Here is a 19,433-nt window from a genome sequence, read left to right on the forward strand (position 1 = left end):
TGCAAAAGTAGAAAAAAACCGGACAAAACATGCTGTTGTTCTGAAATATGATTTATATTTGTCCCCAGACTGCGATTGATCGGCCGAAGCATTGCGGATGTCCGCCGAAAAAACGCACCGAGGTTGAACGACTTAACTATATATTACATGACTAATCATTTAGAATGCGTTACCGCACAAAAGAGCCAGTGGTACTGGTATTTACTCGTGATATTTATTGGTTTTATGGCAGCGAACACCGTTGGTGCCATCCCTCTATTCTTCGTTTTAATAGGCAGCTGGATACAAAACCCGGAACAACTCACGGATATGAACAGCATCTCGCAAGAAGGTATGATGTCCGGTCTGGATTCGAACCTTTTTTTGGCTTCTATGGCGTTCACGTTTGTCGTACTTCTGGCTACCGTGATATGGATCATCAAAACGTTTCACGGACGGTCATGGACAGAGGTCATTAACGGCACAAAGCGTGTCCGCTGGTCGCGTTTCTTTGTCGGTCTCGCCGTATGGGGAACTCTGCTGATCGTATCGTTTGTTATCAGTTACATGACAGACCCCGACAACTTTGAATTTCGCTTCGAACCCGTACGGTTTATCCTTCTAACGATCATCAGTCTGACGATGCTCCCCATTCAATCGTCGTGCGAAGAATTTGTATTCCGCGGGTATCTGGCGCAAGGCGTCGCTTCATGGACAGGCAGCCGCCTGTGGGCACTCCTGATTCCCTCCGTACTGTTTGCACTCCTGCATTCGGCCAATCCTGAAGTAGCCAAATACGGCTTCGGAGTGATGATGGCAAACTATTTCCTTATCGGACTGACATTCGGGCTGATTTCGCTGCTCGACGACGGTATCGAACTGGCCATGGGCGCTCATTCGATCAATAATATTCTGGGCTCCATACTGATGACGTATGAAGGCTCAGCGCTCCGAACCGATGCACTGTTTAAAGCCAAGATCATCAACCCCGGCGAAGATTTGTTCATCGCCGTTATTTCCAGCATCGTGTTTATCGGTATCCTCGCATTCATCTACAAATGGAAATTCGGCATCCTGACACGCCGCGTCCCTCCTCCCTCTCCCGTCCTTTCGTAAAGCCCGATACGGACTACTGTCAAGCAGCCGTAGGCTTTTTGGGGGGAGTCCGTTTCTTGCGGTATCGCTTTCGGTAAACGATGTAGCCGGAAACCACAAGGAAGAGCATCAGCAATCCGGCGAAAAAGATGTACCAATCGGTCAAGCTACGCAGGAACGAATAATATAAGCGTCCCACATGCAACTCAAGGCAGACGTTCCAGAACGACATGCGTGCGTCGACCAAGGCATCCGGCATCGGAACAAAGGCGACTTCTTCTTTCATACACGCGCCCTTCGCGTATTCGAACCAGACCTCTCCCTGCGAGAAATCGGAAGAGAAACCGCTCACGGCGTTTTTAAACGACGGGCGTCCGGACGAACGACGAGGCGCGACGGCTTCGCCCGTAAGATAATCGTACACGGCCTGCTCACTGATATTCCAGCGATACAATCCGCTGAACGAACCGATCAACCACTCGTCCGCTCCGTTCTTTTGCCAAACCGTTACTCCCATCACGCTCACGGGCGGCGTATTCGTAAGCTTCTGCGGAACGGAACGAAGCGACGGGAGCGCGTAAAAGCCGTCGCCCGAAGAGAGCAGCCAGCCCTGCTGTCGATCGTCGTAGCGGAGGCGGCGCAATTTGTCGTGCCAAGGGTTATCGCTTTCGAGCGTCGAGCCGGGAAGAGGCTTCACCTGCGCGCGTGCGATCGGTATCAACAACGGCGGACGCAAAAACATTCCCGTCACGGTGATGATAAGCAGCAGGATAAAAAAGAGATAACCGAGCTTGGCATGCCACTTGAGCGAGAAAGTCCATGTCTGCTTTAGCTTCGGACTGTTGACGCCCTTTTTCTTGCGTCGTTTGATAGGAATCTTAAACAATGTAATGATAAGCCCCGTGAAACAAAGTACGATGAGAAGAACGCCGATCGTATCGACGACTGTCTTGCCGGTCGTCCCGAAAAGTTCACCGCTATGCAGCAACCAGAATGTTCTGAAAAGCGACACTTTCGACGTATAATTTTCCGGCTGCTGCAACTGTATCCGTTCAAACGTGGTGTAGGGAGGCGCTGCTGCATAAATATGCGAACGGGAAACGACGAACAACGTATCGTCTTTCACTTGCACGTCGGTAAAAGCTTCATGAGCCGTCGTTACCGATTGCTCTTCCCAACGGTTCGTATTTTCTTTCAAGCGATAAAGGCAGAAGGGCGACACGGCGAAAAGTTCGCCGCCGGCAGTCTGTGTCACGGCACGCAGGTTGCGGTTATCGGCGCCTCGACGTATGCCCTCGATCAGCGGTTGCGGAGAACGGCCAAGCGTATCGGTCATCCACGCACCGCTACCGCCGTACATCAACACACGTCCGCCGCTCAGAGGCAACGTTCCGCTGATGGCACCGTTGTTCCAGTTGTTATAGCTGTACTGTTTCGGTAGCCACGACCGTGCGACGTCCCACGTGGTAATAGCACGGCGATGGTTGAGGAACACGCCCGAAATAGCGAACATCAGGACGAAGAACGTAAAAAACAGTCCGATCCATTTATGATACTTGGTAAAGAAACGCATGGAAGTAGCCGACAGGTTTATTCAAACTTCGGGGAGCCGTCGGGTTGATAGACATAACGGAAGGCTACGTAACCCGATTTTCCTTCCTTGTCGTGAAATCCTTCGACCTGCATCTTCACATATTTCCCGTTGGCTGTCTTTATGAGGAAGACATGTTCGCTCATCGTGTACGTGGGCGGCGGTCCGGAAAAGACAATAGCCCCCTTCAGTACTTCGTTCAGTGTCGAAGGGCCCATTTCGGCCTGTCCGCCTTGCAGCAACGTACCCAAACCGAACATGATGCTGTCTTTTTGGTCGACGATATAACCGTCTGTCGGAGCCACCTTCACACTCTTGAAAGCCACTTTTCCCATATCGCGCGCGCCGCCTTTTCCTTTGCCCGACGTGCCGCTATTGGTACGGATATTGTTATAACGGTTGAAAGCCACGTCCCAGTCGAGCCGGCCGGCGCGGTTTTCTTCGTTGACGCCCTGTATTTCTTTGCCCGACTCGAAGGAATAATAGACCCAGTCGTTGCCGTAGCCGGTTTTGCGGCTTAGCGTATGTTGTTTAACAGCCAAAGATAATGGTGTTTCTTTTTGATCTTTGTCGCAACTTGCGAAAAATAAAGCAGACAGCGCAACGGCTGCCACTTTAATTGATAATAGAATGTATCGGTTCATTTTTATTACTGTTTGTGAATGAAAAAATATATTGATTTGATCTGTTTTTACTTTTTTACGGCTATCATAGCGATGGCATTCAGATGCTTCTCGTAACGGCGAAACGTATCGCGCATGGCTTTGATACGTTGACGCTCGTGAGGATGTGTAAGGATGTTGAACCCGATCTTTAACGCCCTGAAAAATCCTTCGTCATCGATGACCCGCTTCTTCTCCAGCAGGTGCATCGGATTCGTTTCGACGCGTACGATTTCAAATCCTTCTTTTTCGAGCGAAGCCGCCCATTCGTTGGCTGTAAGCGGCCTGGCATTTACGTTAATTACCTGCGCCAAGGCTCTCTGAATCTCGTGTTTCATCTCTTCACCGAGGGAATCGGGTGTAAATCCCAGCTCATGGATGCCGTAATATCCGCCTTTGCGGAGTATACGGTAGGCTTCGCCGATGATTTCGGCCTTTTGCCGATCGTTCTGCATCGTGAGCATGGCTTCGCCGTAGACCTTATCGGCCGATTCCGCGCCCAGAGAAGAATGGGCGGCGCTTCCTACGATGATTTGCCGATTGTCGCCGCAAATGTTCTTTTGCAACAGGGCTGCAGCCGTTTCATTCAGTTCGATGCCCGTATATGATTTCGGTTGTTTCCTGAGTGCCAGAGCGGCCGTAAAACCCAATCCCGGCGCAAACTCCACAATATCGTCCGAAGGAGAGATATTCAATCCGTCAATCAGTTTGGCGGTCAATTCTTTTCCGCCCGGGCGGAGTACTTTCTTGCCCATCCGGGCTAAGATCCAGTGACCTTGTTGAGTATTCGTTTGATGATGATCCATGTCGTTCTTTTTATTTTGAGTAAATCAATCCGTTTTGTTCTCGTTTATGTTTTAATTTTAGTCTGCCACGCCGTCGCATTACAACGACCAGTACACGGCCGCAAAAGCGTTTCGTCCCGGGCCGGTATAGGTGTTGAAGTTAATGATTCCGGCGCGATAGTCGAACAGATTATCGACGCCCAGTGTAAGACGAGTTCGCTCCGAGAAGCGCCACGTAGCCGATGCATTCCATAGGCTGTAGCCCTGCACACGCGCCGTGTAATACGCTTCCACTTCGGTATGGTTCGGCCGAATCTTTTCCAGCACGCTGTATTTTTTCGCACCGAGCAGAGTGCCGGATACGTTCAAGACAACATGTTGTTTGCCTATACGAAAAGCATATTCGGCGCGCGTTGTTGCGGTGAGCATGCTTTGCGTATTCAGGCGCACCCCGCCTGTTCGTCTGGGATGGAGATAATTGACAGTCGTGTACACGAATAGATTTTTCAGCAGATTGACCCGCACATTGGCATTGGCACCGGCTAATGTGGTTGAGCTGATATTGTGGTAATGCAGTTCGGTCTGGTTGTTTGTCCAAACGCCTTCGATTTTATCGGAAAACAGATTTACGTATCCCGTAGCCACGGCATAGAGATATTCCGAAACATACTCGGCCGAGAGTGAGAAATAATGATTGCGTTCGGGACGCAAGGCCGCATTTCCGTAAATCATAAACATGCCCAGATGATCCCAGTTCATATAGAGCTCTTTAAGGTTGGGCGACCGGTATCCGGCGGCATAATTAAAACGAAATGTAAAAGGAAAACGTTTAACAATGGCTGCTACCTTGGGCGAAATATTAAATCCGTAAGCATTATGATAGTCGGCACGTACACCGGCAACGACGGAGAAACGTTGTGTCACGCTCCAGTCATCCTGTACATAGAGTGAACCTGAACGTTGGTTGCGTTCCTGATAACGCTCGGCCTCGAACTTGTCGGCATAAAGGCTTTCGTACAGATATTCGACGCCCGCATTAAGGGCATGCTTGCTTCCGATGCGAAACGTATACTGCGCACGCGGCTGCAAAAGACGATGACGATAGATATGTTCCTTTTGTCCGGGAAGTAACTCTAACGCATGGTAACGATTATAATTATCGACATAGAGGGAGACTTGAAGATCGGAGAAATCGCCGAGGCGATAGACCGTGTTCACCGATCCGGAAGCGTCGGCATTATGTTCGTATTTGTTATCGAGCGAAAGATCGTACTTATTCATAGCATAAAGGTTGCCTTTGGCCGAGAAGCTGAGTTTCTCGGTAGGCGCGTACGTGATTGTCTGTGTGAAATTATGTCCGCCGTAGCCCGAGACCAGCGTAGGCGTCGTATGTCGCGGCTGACGGAGCGTATAATCGTATTCGGGAAAGTATTTCACCACGCTGTCGGTATCGAACAGCCGGTAAGCATCAGCGCTCTTGTACGAGAGTACCGATTTCCCCGTCCACTTACGCCACTTACCGCCTATGGTAATATCGGTATTAAGGTTCGGACGGTCGGCATTACGCTTGTACACGCGCAGGCGATCATCCTTGTCTACGTCGGTAAAGTTCTGTTCGTACGGTTGCGCCCATTTAGCCGAAACGGACACGGAAAACGGCTTCTTCTGCTTGCGGGTGATGATATTGATTACTCCTCCCATTGCCTGCGAACCGTAAAGAGCCGAAGCGGCACCCTGAACAATCTCGATGCGTTCTATATTATTCAGGTCGAGACGTTGATAATCGATATTATCGCCAGTTTCACCGGCCATGCGTTCGCCGTCTACGAGAAAAAGGATATGCTTTCCGCCAAGTCCCTGCAAATTGATGCTCGTGCCGAAGCCCACTTCGTTGAATACAAGGCCGGGAATCTCCTGGGTAAGCAAACTTTTTATATCGGATAACCCGCGATCTTCGATCTGTTGCGCGGTTACTACTTGCGTGATAACAGGTGATTGCGAAAGACGTTTGGGGGTACGCGTGGCTGTAACGACTACCTCATCGAGTTTGAACTTGTTGATTGCTAACGAATCATCGTCTTCCCTCCATGAGATCGGCTGCTCTTCGGATAGCCGGGCAATGCTCTGCGATGCATGCCCTCTCATACAAACTATCAGATAAAAAAGTAATATATATTTCAATGATGATATACGTAACCTAAACATAACCCTGAGGTTTCATTTATTTTGACGGGGCAAAGGTAAACCCGCCTCCACAAAAAAGCAATCCCTAAAACAGGGGATTTTGAAAAGGTAGAAATCACGAGAAATAGGGAGGAATACCCTTCGGACATCAGTGTGTTGAGTTGTTTAAACGGCTAAAAGACTTTCGGTTCTTTCATAGACTTAGCGACCTTTACGGCTAAAGTGTTGGTTGGATGGTTAGTTTGTTTATTTATTTGATTGATAGACTGCTGAAAACAGATTGCTAACAGCTACTCAACAATTAAATGTCCGAAGGACTGAAAATTGACTACCATCCGCCCTGTTAACGTAAAATTCATTCGATTTTTCGTCCAAAACATTTCAGATTATTTCGAAGAAGAACCGGAATCAGATAACTTCTGATAGACCCGTACATAATCGATATAGAAATGGTGAGGAAATAACGCGTCATCAATTCCTTGCTGTCCTCCCCAATTCCCTCCGATGGCCAAATTCAGGATAAGGTGAAACTTTTTGTCGAAAGGCCATTCGGCATATCCTGTTCCCTCATTGGTAAAAGTAAAAAAAAGTTTTTCATCTACATACAGCCGGTATTCTTTCTCTTCCCACTCAAGAGCATACACATGAAAATCGGTCGAATTCGTTGGGATATGGAGCGTCGCGCTTTTCTGTGTCCCCTTAGTATGATTATAACGTTGCGTATGCGCCGTACCCACAATATGATCCGGATCATAACCTACGTTTTCCATGATATCGATTTCGCCACTGGCAGGCCATTTTCCGTACTCCGATTGAGTCGGGAGCATCCAGATAGCCGGCCACGTGCCTTTTCCTCGAGGCAACTTAGCACATATTTCAAAACGTCCGTAGAGCCAGTCTCCTTTTTCTTTCGTGATTAAACGAGCAGACGTATATCGTTTGTTCTCCATGGTTTCCATCCGGGCCGTAATCGTAAGGATACCATTCTTCACACACGCATTATCGGGGTCGGCCGCCGTGTAGTATTGCGCCTCGTTGTTTCCCCAACCCCACGCGTTACCTTGTGTATCGTAGCTCCATTTCGTTGTATCAGGCAGTCCGTCGTAATCGAATTCTTCATTCCACACCAGATTCCATGTTCCGGTCGGAGTAATAATACGCTGAAAATCTTCATTCGGTTGTTTTTCCTCTTTCTGTTTATTACAAGCAAACAAGATGAGAAAGGCCATCGTAAACAGATACATTTTATAAGTCATCATCATAAATAAGCGTAAAAAGGCGTGCCGGAAGCAGATCCGAAAAACGGAAATACGCTTTCCGACACGACCACACATCTAATCTATCTTCATTTTAAATACCATGGAACCTGATTAATTCCGTCATACCCTCCATACTGTTCATCGATTGCTTTATGATAGTTTTCGGGGTTAGCCGTTTGTTCACTGGTCGGATACATCCATCGTTTGGGATAAGTCGTTTTGTCATCGGGGTTCATACAAGTCGACGCATCAAGCGGATAAACCGGATAGCCGGTACGTAAAAACTGCGGATAGTTTCCCCCGTTCCCCTGAAAGAAGTCGATCAACCACCGTTGCGTCCAAATTTGTTGGAGACGCTCTTGCTTCGATCCGGATACGGCATAAGCGGCAGCTCCCGTAAAATAGTTTTTGATGTAATCTTTATCGATAGCCATCCCGTGTACATGCTCTTTCGTATGCGGAAGATTCATATAATACTCCAGCATGGCTCGAACCCCTTTCTCGTAATAATCTTTGGCATCGCCCTTCACCCATCCTTCTTCAATCGCTTCGGCAATGATAAAGCATTGCTCCGAATAAGTAAAGATCAGCATCGGCTCTCCGTCAAGGTACAACGGATAACGCTTATTTATTAGCGAATACATTCCCGTGCTGTTATTGACCGCCAATTTCTCGGCTGATAACTCGGTAGGCGCACCTTCGTACGCGTCAAACTCCGACTCCTTCTTTCCTTCTTTGATCAGTTTCTCGGCCGGCTCGGCAAAGTAAAAGAGACGCCGATCGTTCAACTGCTTTAACGCGTCGACACACAACTTCGAGACGGCCGTATATGAACGATGTGTTTCACCATTCCAGAACGGATAGCCGGCATTGGGGTTATCGCTGTAAATAAGTCTGAAATTATCGTCATTACCCTGCATCAGATGACCGGCTGCGACAATTGAGGCGAAGCGTGTTTTCTGTTCGTCGGTAATCTTCCGGCTCAACGTCTGCAAAACTTTCAACTGCATTGCATTGGAGAGCCTTCTCCATTTCTCTGCATCGCCGTTAAACATCATATCGCCATCAAATTTCTCACCGCGGGCAAAAAACTCTTCCGCTTTCCGGAAATCTTCCAGCACTTGTTTAAAAACGTCTTCCTGCTTGTCGTATTTCGGTTTAGTAATCCCTTCATGCGCTTTCCCAGCTTCGGAGTAGGGGACATCTCCCATGTTTAAGGTAGCCGAAAACCCAAACGAAGCTTTTAGAAATAGCTCTAATCCGTTATATGACGGTTCCTGTTTCGTGCCTTTCGAATATTCCGACATCAAGCGCAGATCGGTCAGCCCCGCGTACGCTCCGAAGCTGCCGTAAGGATAGTAAGAGTAGAAATATTGTGCCGGATTCGGATTGGTGCGCAACAGCGCGATATGCTTATTCATAAGATTCGTACCCTGCTGAAAGTCGTCCGGAACAGGATTCCAGAAGCGATACGTATTTTTCAGTATTTGCGTTGCGAGCATCTCCGGAGAAACCTTGTTCGGCTGATCCGGATTCTGGTTCATGTCTTCAAAGTTATCGCACGAAGCAATTATGCATGAAGCGAAAATGATCACAACGATAGAAATCCGATTTTTCATTGTCATATTCATGTTTAAAAGGTTAGTTTTATGTTTGCTCCCAGGTATCGGACAGATGGATCGGCAAAATCTTCGTTTCCACCGTCCGGATCTGAATATTTAAAATCTTTAGCCCATAAGAATACATTCTGTCCGATGAAACTTATCGACGCATTTTTCACAGGTCCCCACTTCTCAAGGAATAATCGTGGCACATGATAAGTGAGGGAGACCTCTCGCAGCTTAATAAACGTCTTTGAATAGATATCGGCCGGGCTTGCAGAGCCTCCCCACGCGCTACTGGCGTGTAAATCCTGCATTGCCTGCTTATAAGTCGTATAAACATCGTTCGGGGCATACGTCCGCGTGTCACTTGTAATGTTCCCGTCCGTATCGAAGGTGACTTTACCGGATACGACTTTCACACCTTGTCCCAAATAGTTCAATGACCCCGGATTTTCTACGTCTTTAGCTCTTTCGGGAGTGACGGATTGAGGATGTACTCCCATCTGCCACATATAACTTTCGGTTCGTGTGCCCATCAATCCTCCGACGACTCCATCGAACGAGAGGAACAGCGAAAAATCTTTATACCTCAACGTCGTATGAAAGCCCCATAGCCAATCCGGATCGGAATATCCCATAACGGATTGATATTTGCTTTTTTGAAGACGTCCGTTGTGATAAATATAATCATTCGTTCCCGGAACTTTCATAAAATCATTCGCAACGTAGGCATCTACACGTTCTCCTTTTTTGATCCATGGTTTTTTAGTCGAATAGACTGAATCGAGTTGAGTATAAACACGCTTATAAGTAGACCAGTTGAATGCCATATCCCACTGCCATTCTTGCGTTTTTACGGGGGTAGCCGTTACGGAAACCTCCCATCCCCGACGTGAGATTCGTTCGTCAAGATTAACAAATATATTCGTCATTCCGGAAGCCGGAGAGATACTTGCATTTTTCAAAAAGTCATACATATTCTTGTCGTAATAGGAAACATCGACCGACAATCTGTTTTTAAGAAAGATACCTTGCACCCCGACTTCATACGTTTGCGACGCATTGGGACGGACAGAGGCCGGATAAATGGTATGAGGTGCCGAAGCTCCATTCATGTTATTCCAAGTACCCGTGGTTACGGAAAATCCTTGATTGATGGCGTAAATAGCGGCCGGAGTTTTGGATTGAGTCCAAGAGCTTCTGATTTTTAATAAATCCAACCATGTCCGGGTTGATTCGGGCAATAATTCGGAGACGACGAAACTTCCCGATACCGAAGGATAGAAATAAGACATATCGGACTTCGGTACGTGAGGACCGGCCAATGTGGAACTCCAGTCGTTTCGTCCGGTTACTTCGGCATAGATCATCTTATTCCAAGCCAGTGCAAGCCGGCCAAAGAGGGAGTTTACCTGTTGTTCGTGCATACTTTCTCCTATTTTGGGTGGCTTTACCGATGCTTTGAGCGAGAAGAAGCCCGGAGCAAAAATCCCTCCATCCGTTTGAGCATTGATGTTATCATCTCTTCTGTAGAATATCGTTCCACCGGCCAGATAATCGACTTCAAGTCGATCGAAAACCGTTCGATTTCCCGTAAGCAGAAAATCATTGTTCATACTGAATCCCTGTGTTCGTCCGGTCAGATAAGCTCCCGTTTTCGTTCCGTTCCATGTATAAGGATTTCCCGGAATACCGGTATCGCCTGTCGATACGAACGACCCTCGTGATACTCGAAGTTTTCCGCGGTCGATATAAAAATCCAGTCCCGATCTTACGGTAGCCTTGAGCCATTCCGTGATTTGATAGCTTGCGGACAAATCGGCGTTGAATATATCTCTGGAGACCTCGTTTGTTTTTTCATAACTGTCGAAATACGGATTATTAACCTGACTTCTGTACGTATAATTCTGTATTTCTCCTTCTTTTAGCCAATAATTGTTTTTATAATCCAGAATATTAAAATCGGCCGAAGAGTTGATGAGCAGAGAATACATCGGGTCATATCCTTTATATGAATTAAAGCCCATATTAGGCGACTCTCTTTTCGCATACGACATGTTGGAGGATAATTGAAATTTCCCGAGCTGAATATCGCCTCCTAATGTATAAGAATACTTATTCAGCCGGGAATTAGGATACAGTCCTTTATTTTGAGTCCAGTTAACAGAGCTTCGCAAAGCGATTTCTTTTCCTTTAAAAGAGACGTTTACGTTATTATTGGTTATGTATCCTTTTTCAAGAAAGTTCTTGAAGTTATTTTTTCCGACGGGAAGATATTCATAATCGCGATATTCTTTCAGAAACGGGTCCCATTGATTCTTGATCGATCCGTCCATAAACGTACCCCATGATTCAGTCGAATTTTTATCGTACGCGTTATCCTTTCCACGTCCGTATACGCTTTGTTTTTCGGGAACAGCCAAATAACCGGACGAAAATAACGTATTAGTCGTGAAATCGACTGTTACACCGATCTTCCCCGAACTTCCGTTCTTAGTTGTAATCAAAATAGCTCCGTTCGAACCTCTGAAACCATAAAGAGCCGAAGCCGTAGCTCCTTTAAGCACGTTAATGGATTCGATATCTTCGGACGAAATATCGCGTAACGTCTTATTGGCATACGCCACTCCGTCGATGACTAAGAGAGGTTCCTCGCCACGAATCGTGATGGATTGAACAACGTTGAAATCAGTCGGATTTCGTACTAAAAGTCCCGCGATTTTTCCGGTAAGCGAGGTGCTGACATCTACTCCCGATACTTTTTGCAAGCTTTCACCATCGATCTTTTGTACGGCATATCCTAAGGCTTTCTCTTCCCGTTTAATGCCTAAGGCTGTTACAACCACTTCGCCCAATGCCTTTGTATCTTCTTCCAGAACAACCTCGAATGAGGTCTTTCCTGTCGTACGAAGTATTACATCACGATATCCGAGGTACGATATTTTCAAAATAGCTCCCTGATTTACTTCCAAAGTAAACGCACCGTCCGCGTTACTGATCGTTCCGTTGCCGGATGCGCCTTCTTCTATAATATTGGCTCCGACAACAGGTTCGTCTTGCGTGTCAATGATACGTCCACGTACAACCACCTTACTTTTTTGATTTTTAACTCCTTTTTGAATCAGAGCGATAATCAGATTATTCTTCTCGTAGGTAACATTTGTACCGGCAAGTAATTCACGCATTATGGCATCGATGCTCGCATCTGTAACTCGTAAGGAACATTTGTGATTCAATACGGTTAATGATTCGCTGTAAAAAAAACGATAATCACTGACTTTTTCTATTTCGCCAAGCGCTTGTCGCAAAGGTACATTTTGTATGTTTACAGTAATCTGCGAATAGACCGGCAAAACCAAAAACAACGGTACAAGAAAAACAAAGAGTCTTTTCAAACTCCATGTTTCGTTTTTCTTTTGTAATAGATTCTCATTCATAGACAAAAAGTTAAATTAATATGATACAAACTGCCTCAAACGTATAAACTTTGTGAAAACATGTATATAGAATACAGTTTGCTCAAAATTTTACGCTATCGAATCGTTGTGTTTAATATTCTTTAACTACCCGTCTTTATGATAGAGGACAATAACAGTATCTTTTACATCATACCGCATCGGCGAGGTTAGCGATAATATATCAAGCGCGTTCTTAATTCCGTTACTTCCGAGTGTTCCTGTAAAACGCATCGGACGGAGTTCTTCCGAAGCTACCCGGATATTTACATTATAAATCCTCGATAACGTCGCAGCTATGTCATAATATGTCTGATTATGAAAATAAAGGCTTCCTTTTTTCCATTCGATAAAATGGGAAGCCTGCACCCGGTCCGTAACAAATCGTTGTGTTTTTTTATCGAAAAGGATACGCTGATTTACTTGCAGCATTTTTTCCTGTCCCGAAGCCACTACTCTTATTTTTCCTTCGAGCAGAACGGCCGAAGCCTCTTGATCCGCCTCATACGAGCGCACATTAAACGATGTTCCTAAGGCTTGAATATCTATCGATGGCGTTTTTACCGTAAAAGGGCAGTCGGCATCGGGTTTAACCTCAAAATATCCTTCGCCTTCCAAATAAACGACCCGTTCATTGCGATTGAACCGATCATCGTATCGGAGAGTAGAAGCGGAATTGATCCAAACTTTACTACCATCGGGGAGTATCGCTTCCGCTTTCTCGCCTTTTTGCGTTGTAAAAACGGTAGGAGTTGCGTGCCGACCGTCTTCCGACATGAAATAATAAACTGTTATTCCGGAAATCAAAGGCAGTAAAAGAATAGCCGCCCATTGTAATATTTTTTTGCGGTAGGACAGAAGAAAAGAACGTTTTGTTTTTTGCTCGATATCCCGCACAATCGCACGGAATACTTTCTGTTGCAAATGAGGATGAATAGCATGTTCGGTTTCGGCAAGCCGGTCTTCAAAATAACGTTGTATATCTTTATTGATATACATAATAGCCTGTAATTCCTCAATTTCTTCTTCCGATATCTCGTTACGAAGAAACTTTTCAAAAATATCTATATAATGTTGATCGATCATTTTTCGTTTTCTCTTTTTATATAGTACAGTTTAAGAACCATATTCCGCTAAGAGATTCTCTTCTTCTTATAAAAAAGACAACATCCAGAAAAAGAAGAACAGTTTATCATAATCTTTTTCGCATTGTTTTCGTACGAATTTAGTAGCTAACGTAAGTTGAGTCTCTACCGTACTGACCGAGATCTGCATCATCTCGGCAATCTGTTTGGTCGATAAATCTTTTAACCGGCTTAAAATAAAAATCTTTTTTCGCGCCGGAGGCAATTTATCCGCTACTTGATGTAAATACTCTTCAAACCATTTTCGATCGATTTCTTTTTCTATATCGTTGTCGCAGAAAGATTTTTCACGAGCTAAATTTTCCTGATAAAGAAATTCGATCGTTTGCCGTTGATATCGATTAAAAAGCATATTCTTCGCGATAGAAGACAGATAGAAAAGAATTGATTTTTGCGGATTTACCTGCGGATGTATTTCCCATAGCTTAACAAATGTGGCTTGAAGAATCTCTTCCGCCATATATTGATTACCATGCGAAAGCGTGATAATAAAATGATACAGTTTTCCCGCGTATTGTTTATAAATGGCTTCAAAGGCTTCCTTCGAACCATTTTTCAGGGCCTCAAGTCTGTCGACATTATTTACCATTGAATGTGTATGATGGCATAACCCAAATATGACAGCCGTTTCTCAGCAGATTCCTGCTATCATATTTGGGTAAACATTTTACATGAAATCATTTAATATCCCACATCTTTGACAATAGGTTGGTAGCGTTTTCTATCCTTCTCCCCTTATACCGCCATTCCTCTAATCATCTTATATTGCTCCGAGGAGTAACCGTATTGCGCTTTTACGTAGGCTTTAATACGCTGCACACGATCATGCAGATCGTCATAAAGCGCCAGATGCTTCGCCTTTACGGTTTTAAGATCAGTGATATACTTCGCGACCGAGTCGTTCAGATTCGTAGCCTCTTGCGATAATGTTTTTAAAGAATCGACCGTAAGTTGCGTATTCGAAGGATTATAGCCGGTTAGCTCGCCCAAGATCGTAATGATGTTATTAAAGTTCTGAATTAACGACCCGAATGATTGTTCCGAACGGCTGATGGTTTTCGTCTCCGGCCCTGCGGTCGGATCTTTCGGAGCTTTTGGTACTTTGATACTCCGCATTTTCTTTACATATACCCTAATCGATTCTAACTCGAGGGAATCTTTTCCGAACTGTGCTTCAACGGCTCCACAAATAGAGGTAACGACTTTCGAAATGGACATTTCCGAATCATGATAGACCAGTACGCGTTTACTGTTTGCTCCCTTATACAATTGCTGGATATGAACGACTTCGGCATTCGCTCCGATGATCAGGTTCAGTAAATCATTCATTCCACTGACCGACTCCTCGGGTCTGGGCGGATTATATCCGTCGAATTGCCCGATGTAATGTACTAAATCTTGTGCCTTACGCAATTTTGCGCCAAAACCTACTTCTGAATAGTTTGCCATCGTTACTTAAATTTAAATGTTTAACAAATAATGAATTATCTTTTCCGCTTCAAATATAATACATTTTCATCAAAAAAGTACCCTTAATTATTGGATTTAATTATTATTAACTTTTTAAGGCTTGAATATATGCTTATAAGAAAGAAAAATTCCTGTTTCTTTTTCAATATAATCTTCTTTTTATTCGAATTTTATCCATAAGATTAAGCTGTATGACGATAAGAAAAAGTTTATATACTATTTGATAAGCTGTAGAAGTATTTTTTCTTCTTGGAGTTGTCAAATGGTTAAAAAGATAAAATGAGTAAAGCAAAAGAGAAGTTTAGCATGGCAAAAGAACCTTTCAATTGTGAAGAAGATAAAATGAATTGTGAAGAAGATAAAATAAACAAAACAAAAGAGAAGTTCATTATGGCAAAAAAACCTTTCAATTGTGAAGAAGATAAAATGAATTGTGAAGAAGATAAAATGAATTGTGAAGAAGATAAAATAAACAAAGCAAAAGAGAAGTTCATTATGGCAAAAGAACCTTTCGATTGTAAAGAAGATAAAATGAATTGCAAAGAAGATAAAATGAGCAAAGCAAAAGAGAAGTTTAGCATAGCAAAAAAGAAAATAATCTTATCAAAAGAGCAATCAGTTAAACCTCAAAATCTTTTTATCTCTTTCAAAGTCTCTCTAAACAGATAAAAACAGCAACCCATCATTTGAGAAAATAAAATAAAGACAGAAAAAGTGAAGGTATTTTATTAGGGAAAGAGATTAATTGATACATAAGTACTATTAAGCAAGTCACTTTTTGCATTTTAATGGTTAGTTGTCAAGAATTAATGGTTATTTGCCGGGTACATGATTCAGAGTGTATCATCCATGACCATTGACCATTAACTATTGACACTTATCATCGCTCGGAGAGCGACAAACAACTCAAGCTCTAAATACCTCTACGGAGCACAAGGGCTGAAAGCCCAATATAGTTCAGCCCCATCCCGCAAGGGTGGGGTAATTCATACCCATACCTTATTCAGAGGGCTGAAAGCCTGAATTAAATTAGGGGTCAGCCATCCGTTTTTAGCCGTTAGCGCAACAGTTAAACACCCGAAGGACATCATTTTTCACTTTTAGTTCTTCACTTTTCATTTTTCATTTCATTGCGTTCGGATCTTTAGCATGCAGTTGCTGCGTAGAGCTTAATAATATACACAAACTCCCTTCTTTATCGTTTTCGGCAGCAAGCCGGCAAAGGAAGAGAATAAAAAAATCGTATCTTTGCGCAGGTAAAGAATATCCGGATGACTCCTTTTCTACAACAGATCGCAACCTTGTTTTACGAGACGTACGGCACCGACATACAACAGATGGCCTTCGTGTTTCCCAACCGTCGTGCCGGACTGTTTTTTCGCAAATACCTCTCGCAAGCAGCCGGCCGACCGATTTTTTCGCCGGCCATACGAACCATCAGCGAACTGTTCGCGCAATTGAGCGACAAGCAACCGGCCGACCGGTTGCAAATGCTCTTCCTTCTTTACCATATCTACATCCGCCACAGCGGAGCAAAGGAAACGTTCGACGATTTCGTGTTCTGGGGCGAGATGTTACTTAACGATTTCGATGACGTAGATAAATACATGGCCGACGCGCGCCAATTGTTTACGAACGTGACCGACTTGCACGAAGTAGAGAAAGACTTGAGCTACCTGCAACCGCATCAGATCGAAGCCATCCGCGCGTTCTGGTCATCGTTCCGCCCCGGCGAAGAAGGAGCGAGCCGCCGCTACTTCCTAAGCGTCTGGCAGATGCTCTATGCGATCTACCGCGAGCTGCGCGACACATTAGCCGCACAAGGCAAAGGGTACGAAGGGATGATCAGCCGTGAGGTGGTCGAACATATTGAGCGCGAAGGCGCTTGCCGGCTGCCTTACTCGAAAGTAGTCTTCGTCGGGTTAAGCGCCCTCTCGAAAACCGAATACACACTGCTCCGATTGTTGCAGCAACAAGAGATCGCCGACTTCTATTGGGATACCGGCACGGGCGACAAGGTGATGGACTCGGACAACCGGGCGTCGTACTTCGTGCGCGAATACGTGAAGCAGTTCCCCTCGTCGCTGAAGCTTCCTCCGGAGCCGCCGTACACGCCCGACATTACGCTGATCGGCATCCCTTCACGCATCGGGCAGGCCAAACAGGTGCATGCCCTGCTCGAAGAAGCGCTGGGCGGACGTGACGAGATGAGCGCCGACGAAGCTTTACGCACGGCCGTGGTACTGCCCGACGAACAACTGCTCATCCCCGTGCTTCATTCCGTGCCCGAAGCCATTCGGCACATCAACGTCACGCTGGGTTATCCGCTTTCCGGCACGCCCGTAGCCTCCTTGATGGAAGCCGTGCTCGCATTGCGGAAAAACGTGCGCGTTATCGACGGAAAGCCCTGCTTTTATCATCGCGAGGTCTTGCCCGTGCTTAATCATCGGTATATTCAGGCTACGTCGCCCGCCGAGATCGTCGCCATCGTCAGGCAGATTACCGACAACAACCGCATCTACATCGCCGCGGCCGACCTGCAACAGACGCCTCTGCTCACGCTGATCTTCGACCCTGCGCCAACGACCGTCGACGTCTCATCCTACCTCATCGCCGTGCTTCAAGAGCTGAACCGCATACTCTCCGCCCAACGCATCGAGCGAGATGCCGACGACGAAGATGAACCCACCGGCATGGACGAGCTGGAGCAGGAATTCGTTTACCATTATTTCACGACGGTCAACCGGATGAGAGACCTTATCGGAGCGTCGCGCATCGAAATGTCGGTCGATACGTACGCGCGGCTGCTCGAACGGCTCACCGAAACGATCACGATCCCTTTCCGCGGCGAACCGTTGTCGGGACTTCAGGTCATGGGAGTGCTCGAAACACGCGTGCTTGATTTTGAAAGGCTGATCGTGCTCTCTGTGAACGAAGGCTTTTTCCCTGCCCGCAAAGCCACAGCTTCGTTCATTCCCTATAACTTGAGACGAGGCTTCGGACTGCCAACCTACGAACATCAGGACAGCATCTGGGCTTATCATTTCTACCGGATGATCGCACGCGCCAAACACGTGACGCTGCTCTACGACACGCGTACCGACGGATTGAACACGGGCGAGGTAAGCCGCTACGTGCATCAGCTGCGTTACCATTACGAAACGCCGCTGCGTGAAAAATTGGTTGTTTACAACATTGCTTCCTCGAGGCCTCCGGCCTTGCAAGTGGTCAAAACCGAAGAGACCCTCCGCCGCCTCGACGATTTTCTGAGCGGCGGCACGCGGGCGCTCTCGGCCAGCACCATCAATACGTATTTGGATTGCCCGCTGAAGTTTTATTTCTCTTCGGTCGAAAAACTAAAGGAGGAAGAAGACGTCGCCGAAAGCGTCGACAACCGTGTGTTCGGAAACATCCTGCATCAGGTCATGGAAGAGTCGTACCGCCCCTACTGCGGAGCGCAAGTAACGGCCGATCTGTTGCGACTCGCGGCCGACGAAAAGGTACTCACCGAAAAAATTCAGCGCGCATTCGCCGAACTCTTTTTCCACACCGCCGAGCCACGTCCCCTGAGCGGACAGAGCTACCTGACCGGCGAGATGATCCGGAAATATGTACGCAAAATCCTCGAACGCGACCGCCGTCTCACCCCCTTCCGCTACGTCGCCTCGGAGATGAAGATTCATCACCCTTTCACACTTACCGACGGACGAACCGTAAACCTCAAAGGCTTTATCGACCGTCTCGACGAAGTGCGCGACACTATCCGCGTAGTGGACTACAAGACCGGCACGAAGAAAGATATGCACTTCAAAACCGTAGAAAACCTCTTCGATCGCACCGACGAGAAGCGTCAGCCCGCCATCATGCAGGTATTTACCTACGCGTGGATGTACGGCGACCGAAGCAACGGCATGCCCATACAACCCTCGATCTACTACGTACGCCATCTCTTTGCCGACGACTTCGACCCGTCTGTCTATCGGGGCAAGGAGAAAGAGCAGATCACCGACTTTGTCGTCGTGCGCGACGAGTTCGAAGACAATCTCCGCCATTGCCTCGACGAGATATTCGATCCCTCCGTACCTTTCGGACAAACGCTCCACGCCAAAATGTGTTCTTATTGTCCCTTTGCCGATATCTGCGGGCGATAAATCGTTTATATTCAACGATTCCTTTTTATCATGTGTTAATTCCTGCCTTAGAT

13 protein-coding genes are annotated in these 19,433 nt (G+C 46.2%); 3 read left to right on the top strand and 10 right to left on the bottom strand.

Going from position 1 to position 19,433, the window contains the following annotated elements:
- Window positions 1-147: 147 nt before the first annotated feature.
- On the top strand, window positions 148-1,095 hold the full coding sequence (locus tag ACTTKA_RS03945) for a CPBP family intramembrane glutamic endopeptidase (protein WP_442724052.1): 948 nt from the start codon (window positions 148-150) through the stop codon (window positions 1,093-1,095).
- A gap of 19 nt (window positions 1,096-1,114) precedes the next feature.
- On the opposite strand, the gene ACTTKA_RS03950 is transcribed toward ACTTKA_RS03945, so the two are convergent.
- From ACTTKA_RS03950 to ACTTKA_RS03995, 10 genes are all read right to left on the bottom strand, one after another.
- On the bottom strand, window positions 1,115-2,647 hold the full coding sequence (locus tag ACTTKA_RS03950) for a PepSY domain-containing protein (RefSeq protein ID WP_442724053.1): 1,533 nt from the start codon (window positions 2,645-2,647) through the stop codon (window positions 1,115-1,117).
- A 17-nt stretch (window positions 2,648-2,664) separates the two neighbouring features.
- Window positions 2,665-3,309, bottom strand: coding sequence for an HmuY family protein (locus tag ACTTKA_RS03955; RefSeq protein WP_442724054.1), 645 nt, complete (start codon window positions 3,307-3,309; stop codon window positions 2,665-2,667).
- 47 nt (window positions 3,310-3,356) lie between these two features.
- A complete protein-coding gene (locus tag ACTTKA_RS03960; RefSeq protein WP_442724055.1) occupies window positions 3,357-4,133 on the bottom strand; it encodes a class I SAM-dependent methyltransferase in 777 nt (258 codons plus the stop codon).
- 78 nt (window positions 4,134-4,211) lie between these two features.
- On the bottom strand, window positions 4,212-6,257 hold the full coding sequence (locus ACTTKA_RS03965; RefSeq protein ID WP_442724056.1) for a TonB-dependent receptor plug domain-containing protein: 2,046 nt from the start codon (window positions 6,255-6,257) through the stop codon (window positions 4,212-4,214).
- A 425-nt stretch (window positions 6,258-6,682) separates the two neighbouring features.
- The gene (locus ACTTKA_RS03970; protein ID WP_442724057.1) at window positions 6,683-7,558 is read right to left on the bottom strand and encodes a glycoside hydrolase family 16 protein; all 876 of its coding nucleotides are present in this window, start codon (window positions 7,556-7,558) and stop codon (window positions 6,683-6,685) included.
- Between the two features lie 83 nt (window positions 7,559-7,641).
- Window positions 7,642-9,174, bottom strand: a complete 1,533-nt coding sequence (locus ACTTKA_RS03975; RefSeq protein ID WP_442724058.1) for a SusD/RagB family nutrient-binding outer membrane lipoprotein — start codon at window positions 9,172-9,174, stop codon at window positions 7,642-7,644.
- Between the two features lie 14 nt (window positions 9,175-9,188).
- Complete coding sequence (locus ACTTKA_RS03980; protein WP_442724059.1) at window positions 9,189-12,596, bottom strand: SusC/RagA family TonB-linked outer membrane protein; 3,408 nt, start codon at window positions 12,594-12,596, stop codon at window positions 9,189-9,191.
- Window positions 12,597-12,722: 126 nt separating this feature from the next.
- The gene (locus ACTTKA_RS03985) at window positions 12,723-13,700 is read right to left on the bottom strand and encodes a FecR family protein (protein WP_442724060.1); all 978 of its coding nucleotides are present in this window, start codon (window positions 13,698-13,700) and stop codon (window positions 12,723-12,725) included.
- 66 nt (window positions 13,701-13,766) lie between these two features.
- Window positions 13,767-14,348, bottom strand: a complete 582-nt coding sequence (locus tag ACTTKA_RS03990) for an RNA polymerase sigma-70 factor (RefSeq protein ID WP_442724061.1) — start codon at window positions 14,346-14,348, stop codon at window positions 13,767-13,769.
- A 146-nt stretch (window positions 14,349-14,494) separates the two neighbouring features.
- Window positions 14,495-15,208: a hypothetical protein gene (locus ACTTKA_RS03995; RefSeq protein ID WP_442724062.1), complete on the bottom strand. Its 714-nt coding sequence runs from the start codon at window positions 15,206-15,208 to the stop codon at window positions 14,495-14,497.
- A 300-nt stretch (window positions 15,209-15,508) separates the two neighbouring features.
- Here ACTTKA_RS03995 and ACTTKA_RS04000 point away from each other — a divergent pair, with 300 nt between their 5' ends.
- Both ACTTKA_RS04000 and ACTTKA_RS04005 read left to right on the top strand, forming a co-directional pair.
- The gene (locus tag ACTTKA_RS04000; protein WP_442724063.1) at window positions 15,509-15,898 is read left to right on the top strand and encodes a hypothetical protein; all 390 of its coding nucleotides are present in this window, start codon (window positions 15,509-15,511) and stop codon (window positions 15,896-15,898) included.
- Window positions 15,899-16,500: 602 nt separating this feature from the next.
- Window positions 16,501-19,380: a PD-(D/E)XK nuclease family protein gene (locus tag ACTTKA_RS04005; RefSeq protein WP_442724064.1), complete on the top strand. Its 2,880-nt coding sequence runs from the start codon at window positions 16,501-16,503 to the stop codon at window positions 19,378-19,380.
- The last annotated feature ends 53 nt before the right edge of the window (window positions 19,381-19,433 follow it).

The sequence above is a fragment of the Tannerella sp. genome (genome assembly GCF_052170195.1).
GTDB lineage: Bacteria > Bacteroidota > Bacteroidia > Bacteroidales > Tannerellaceae > Tannerella.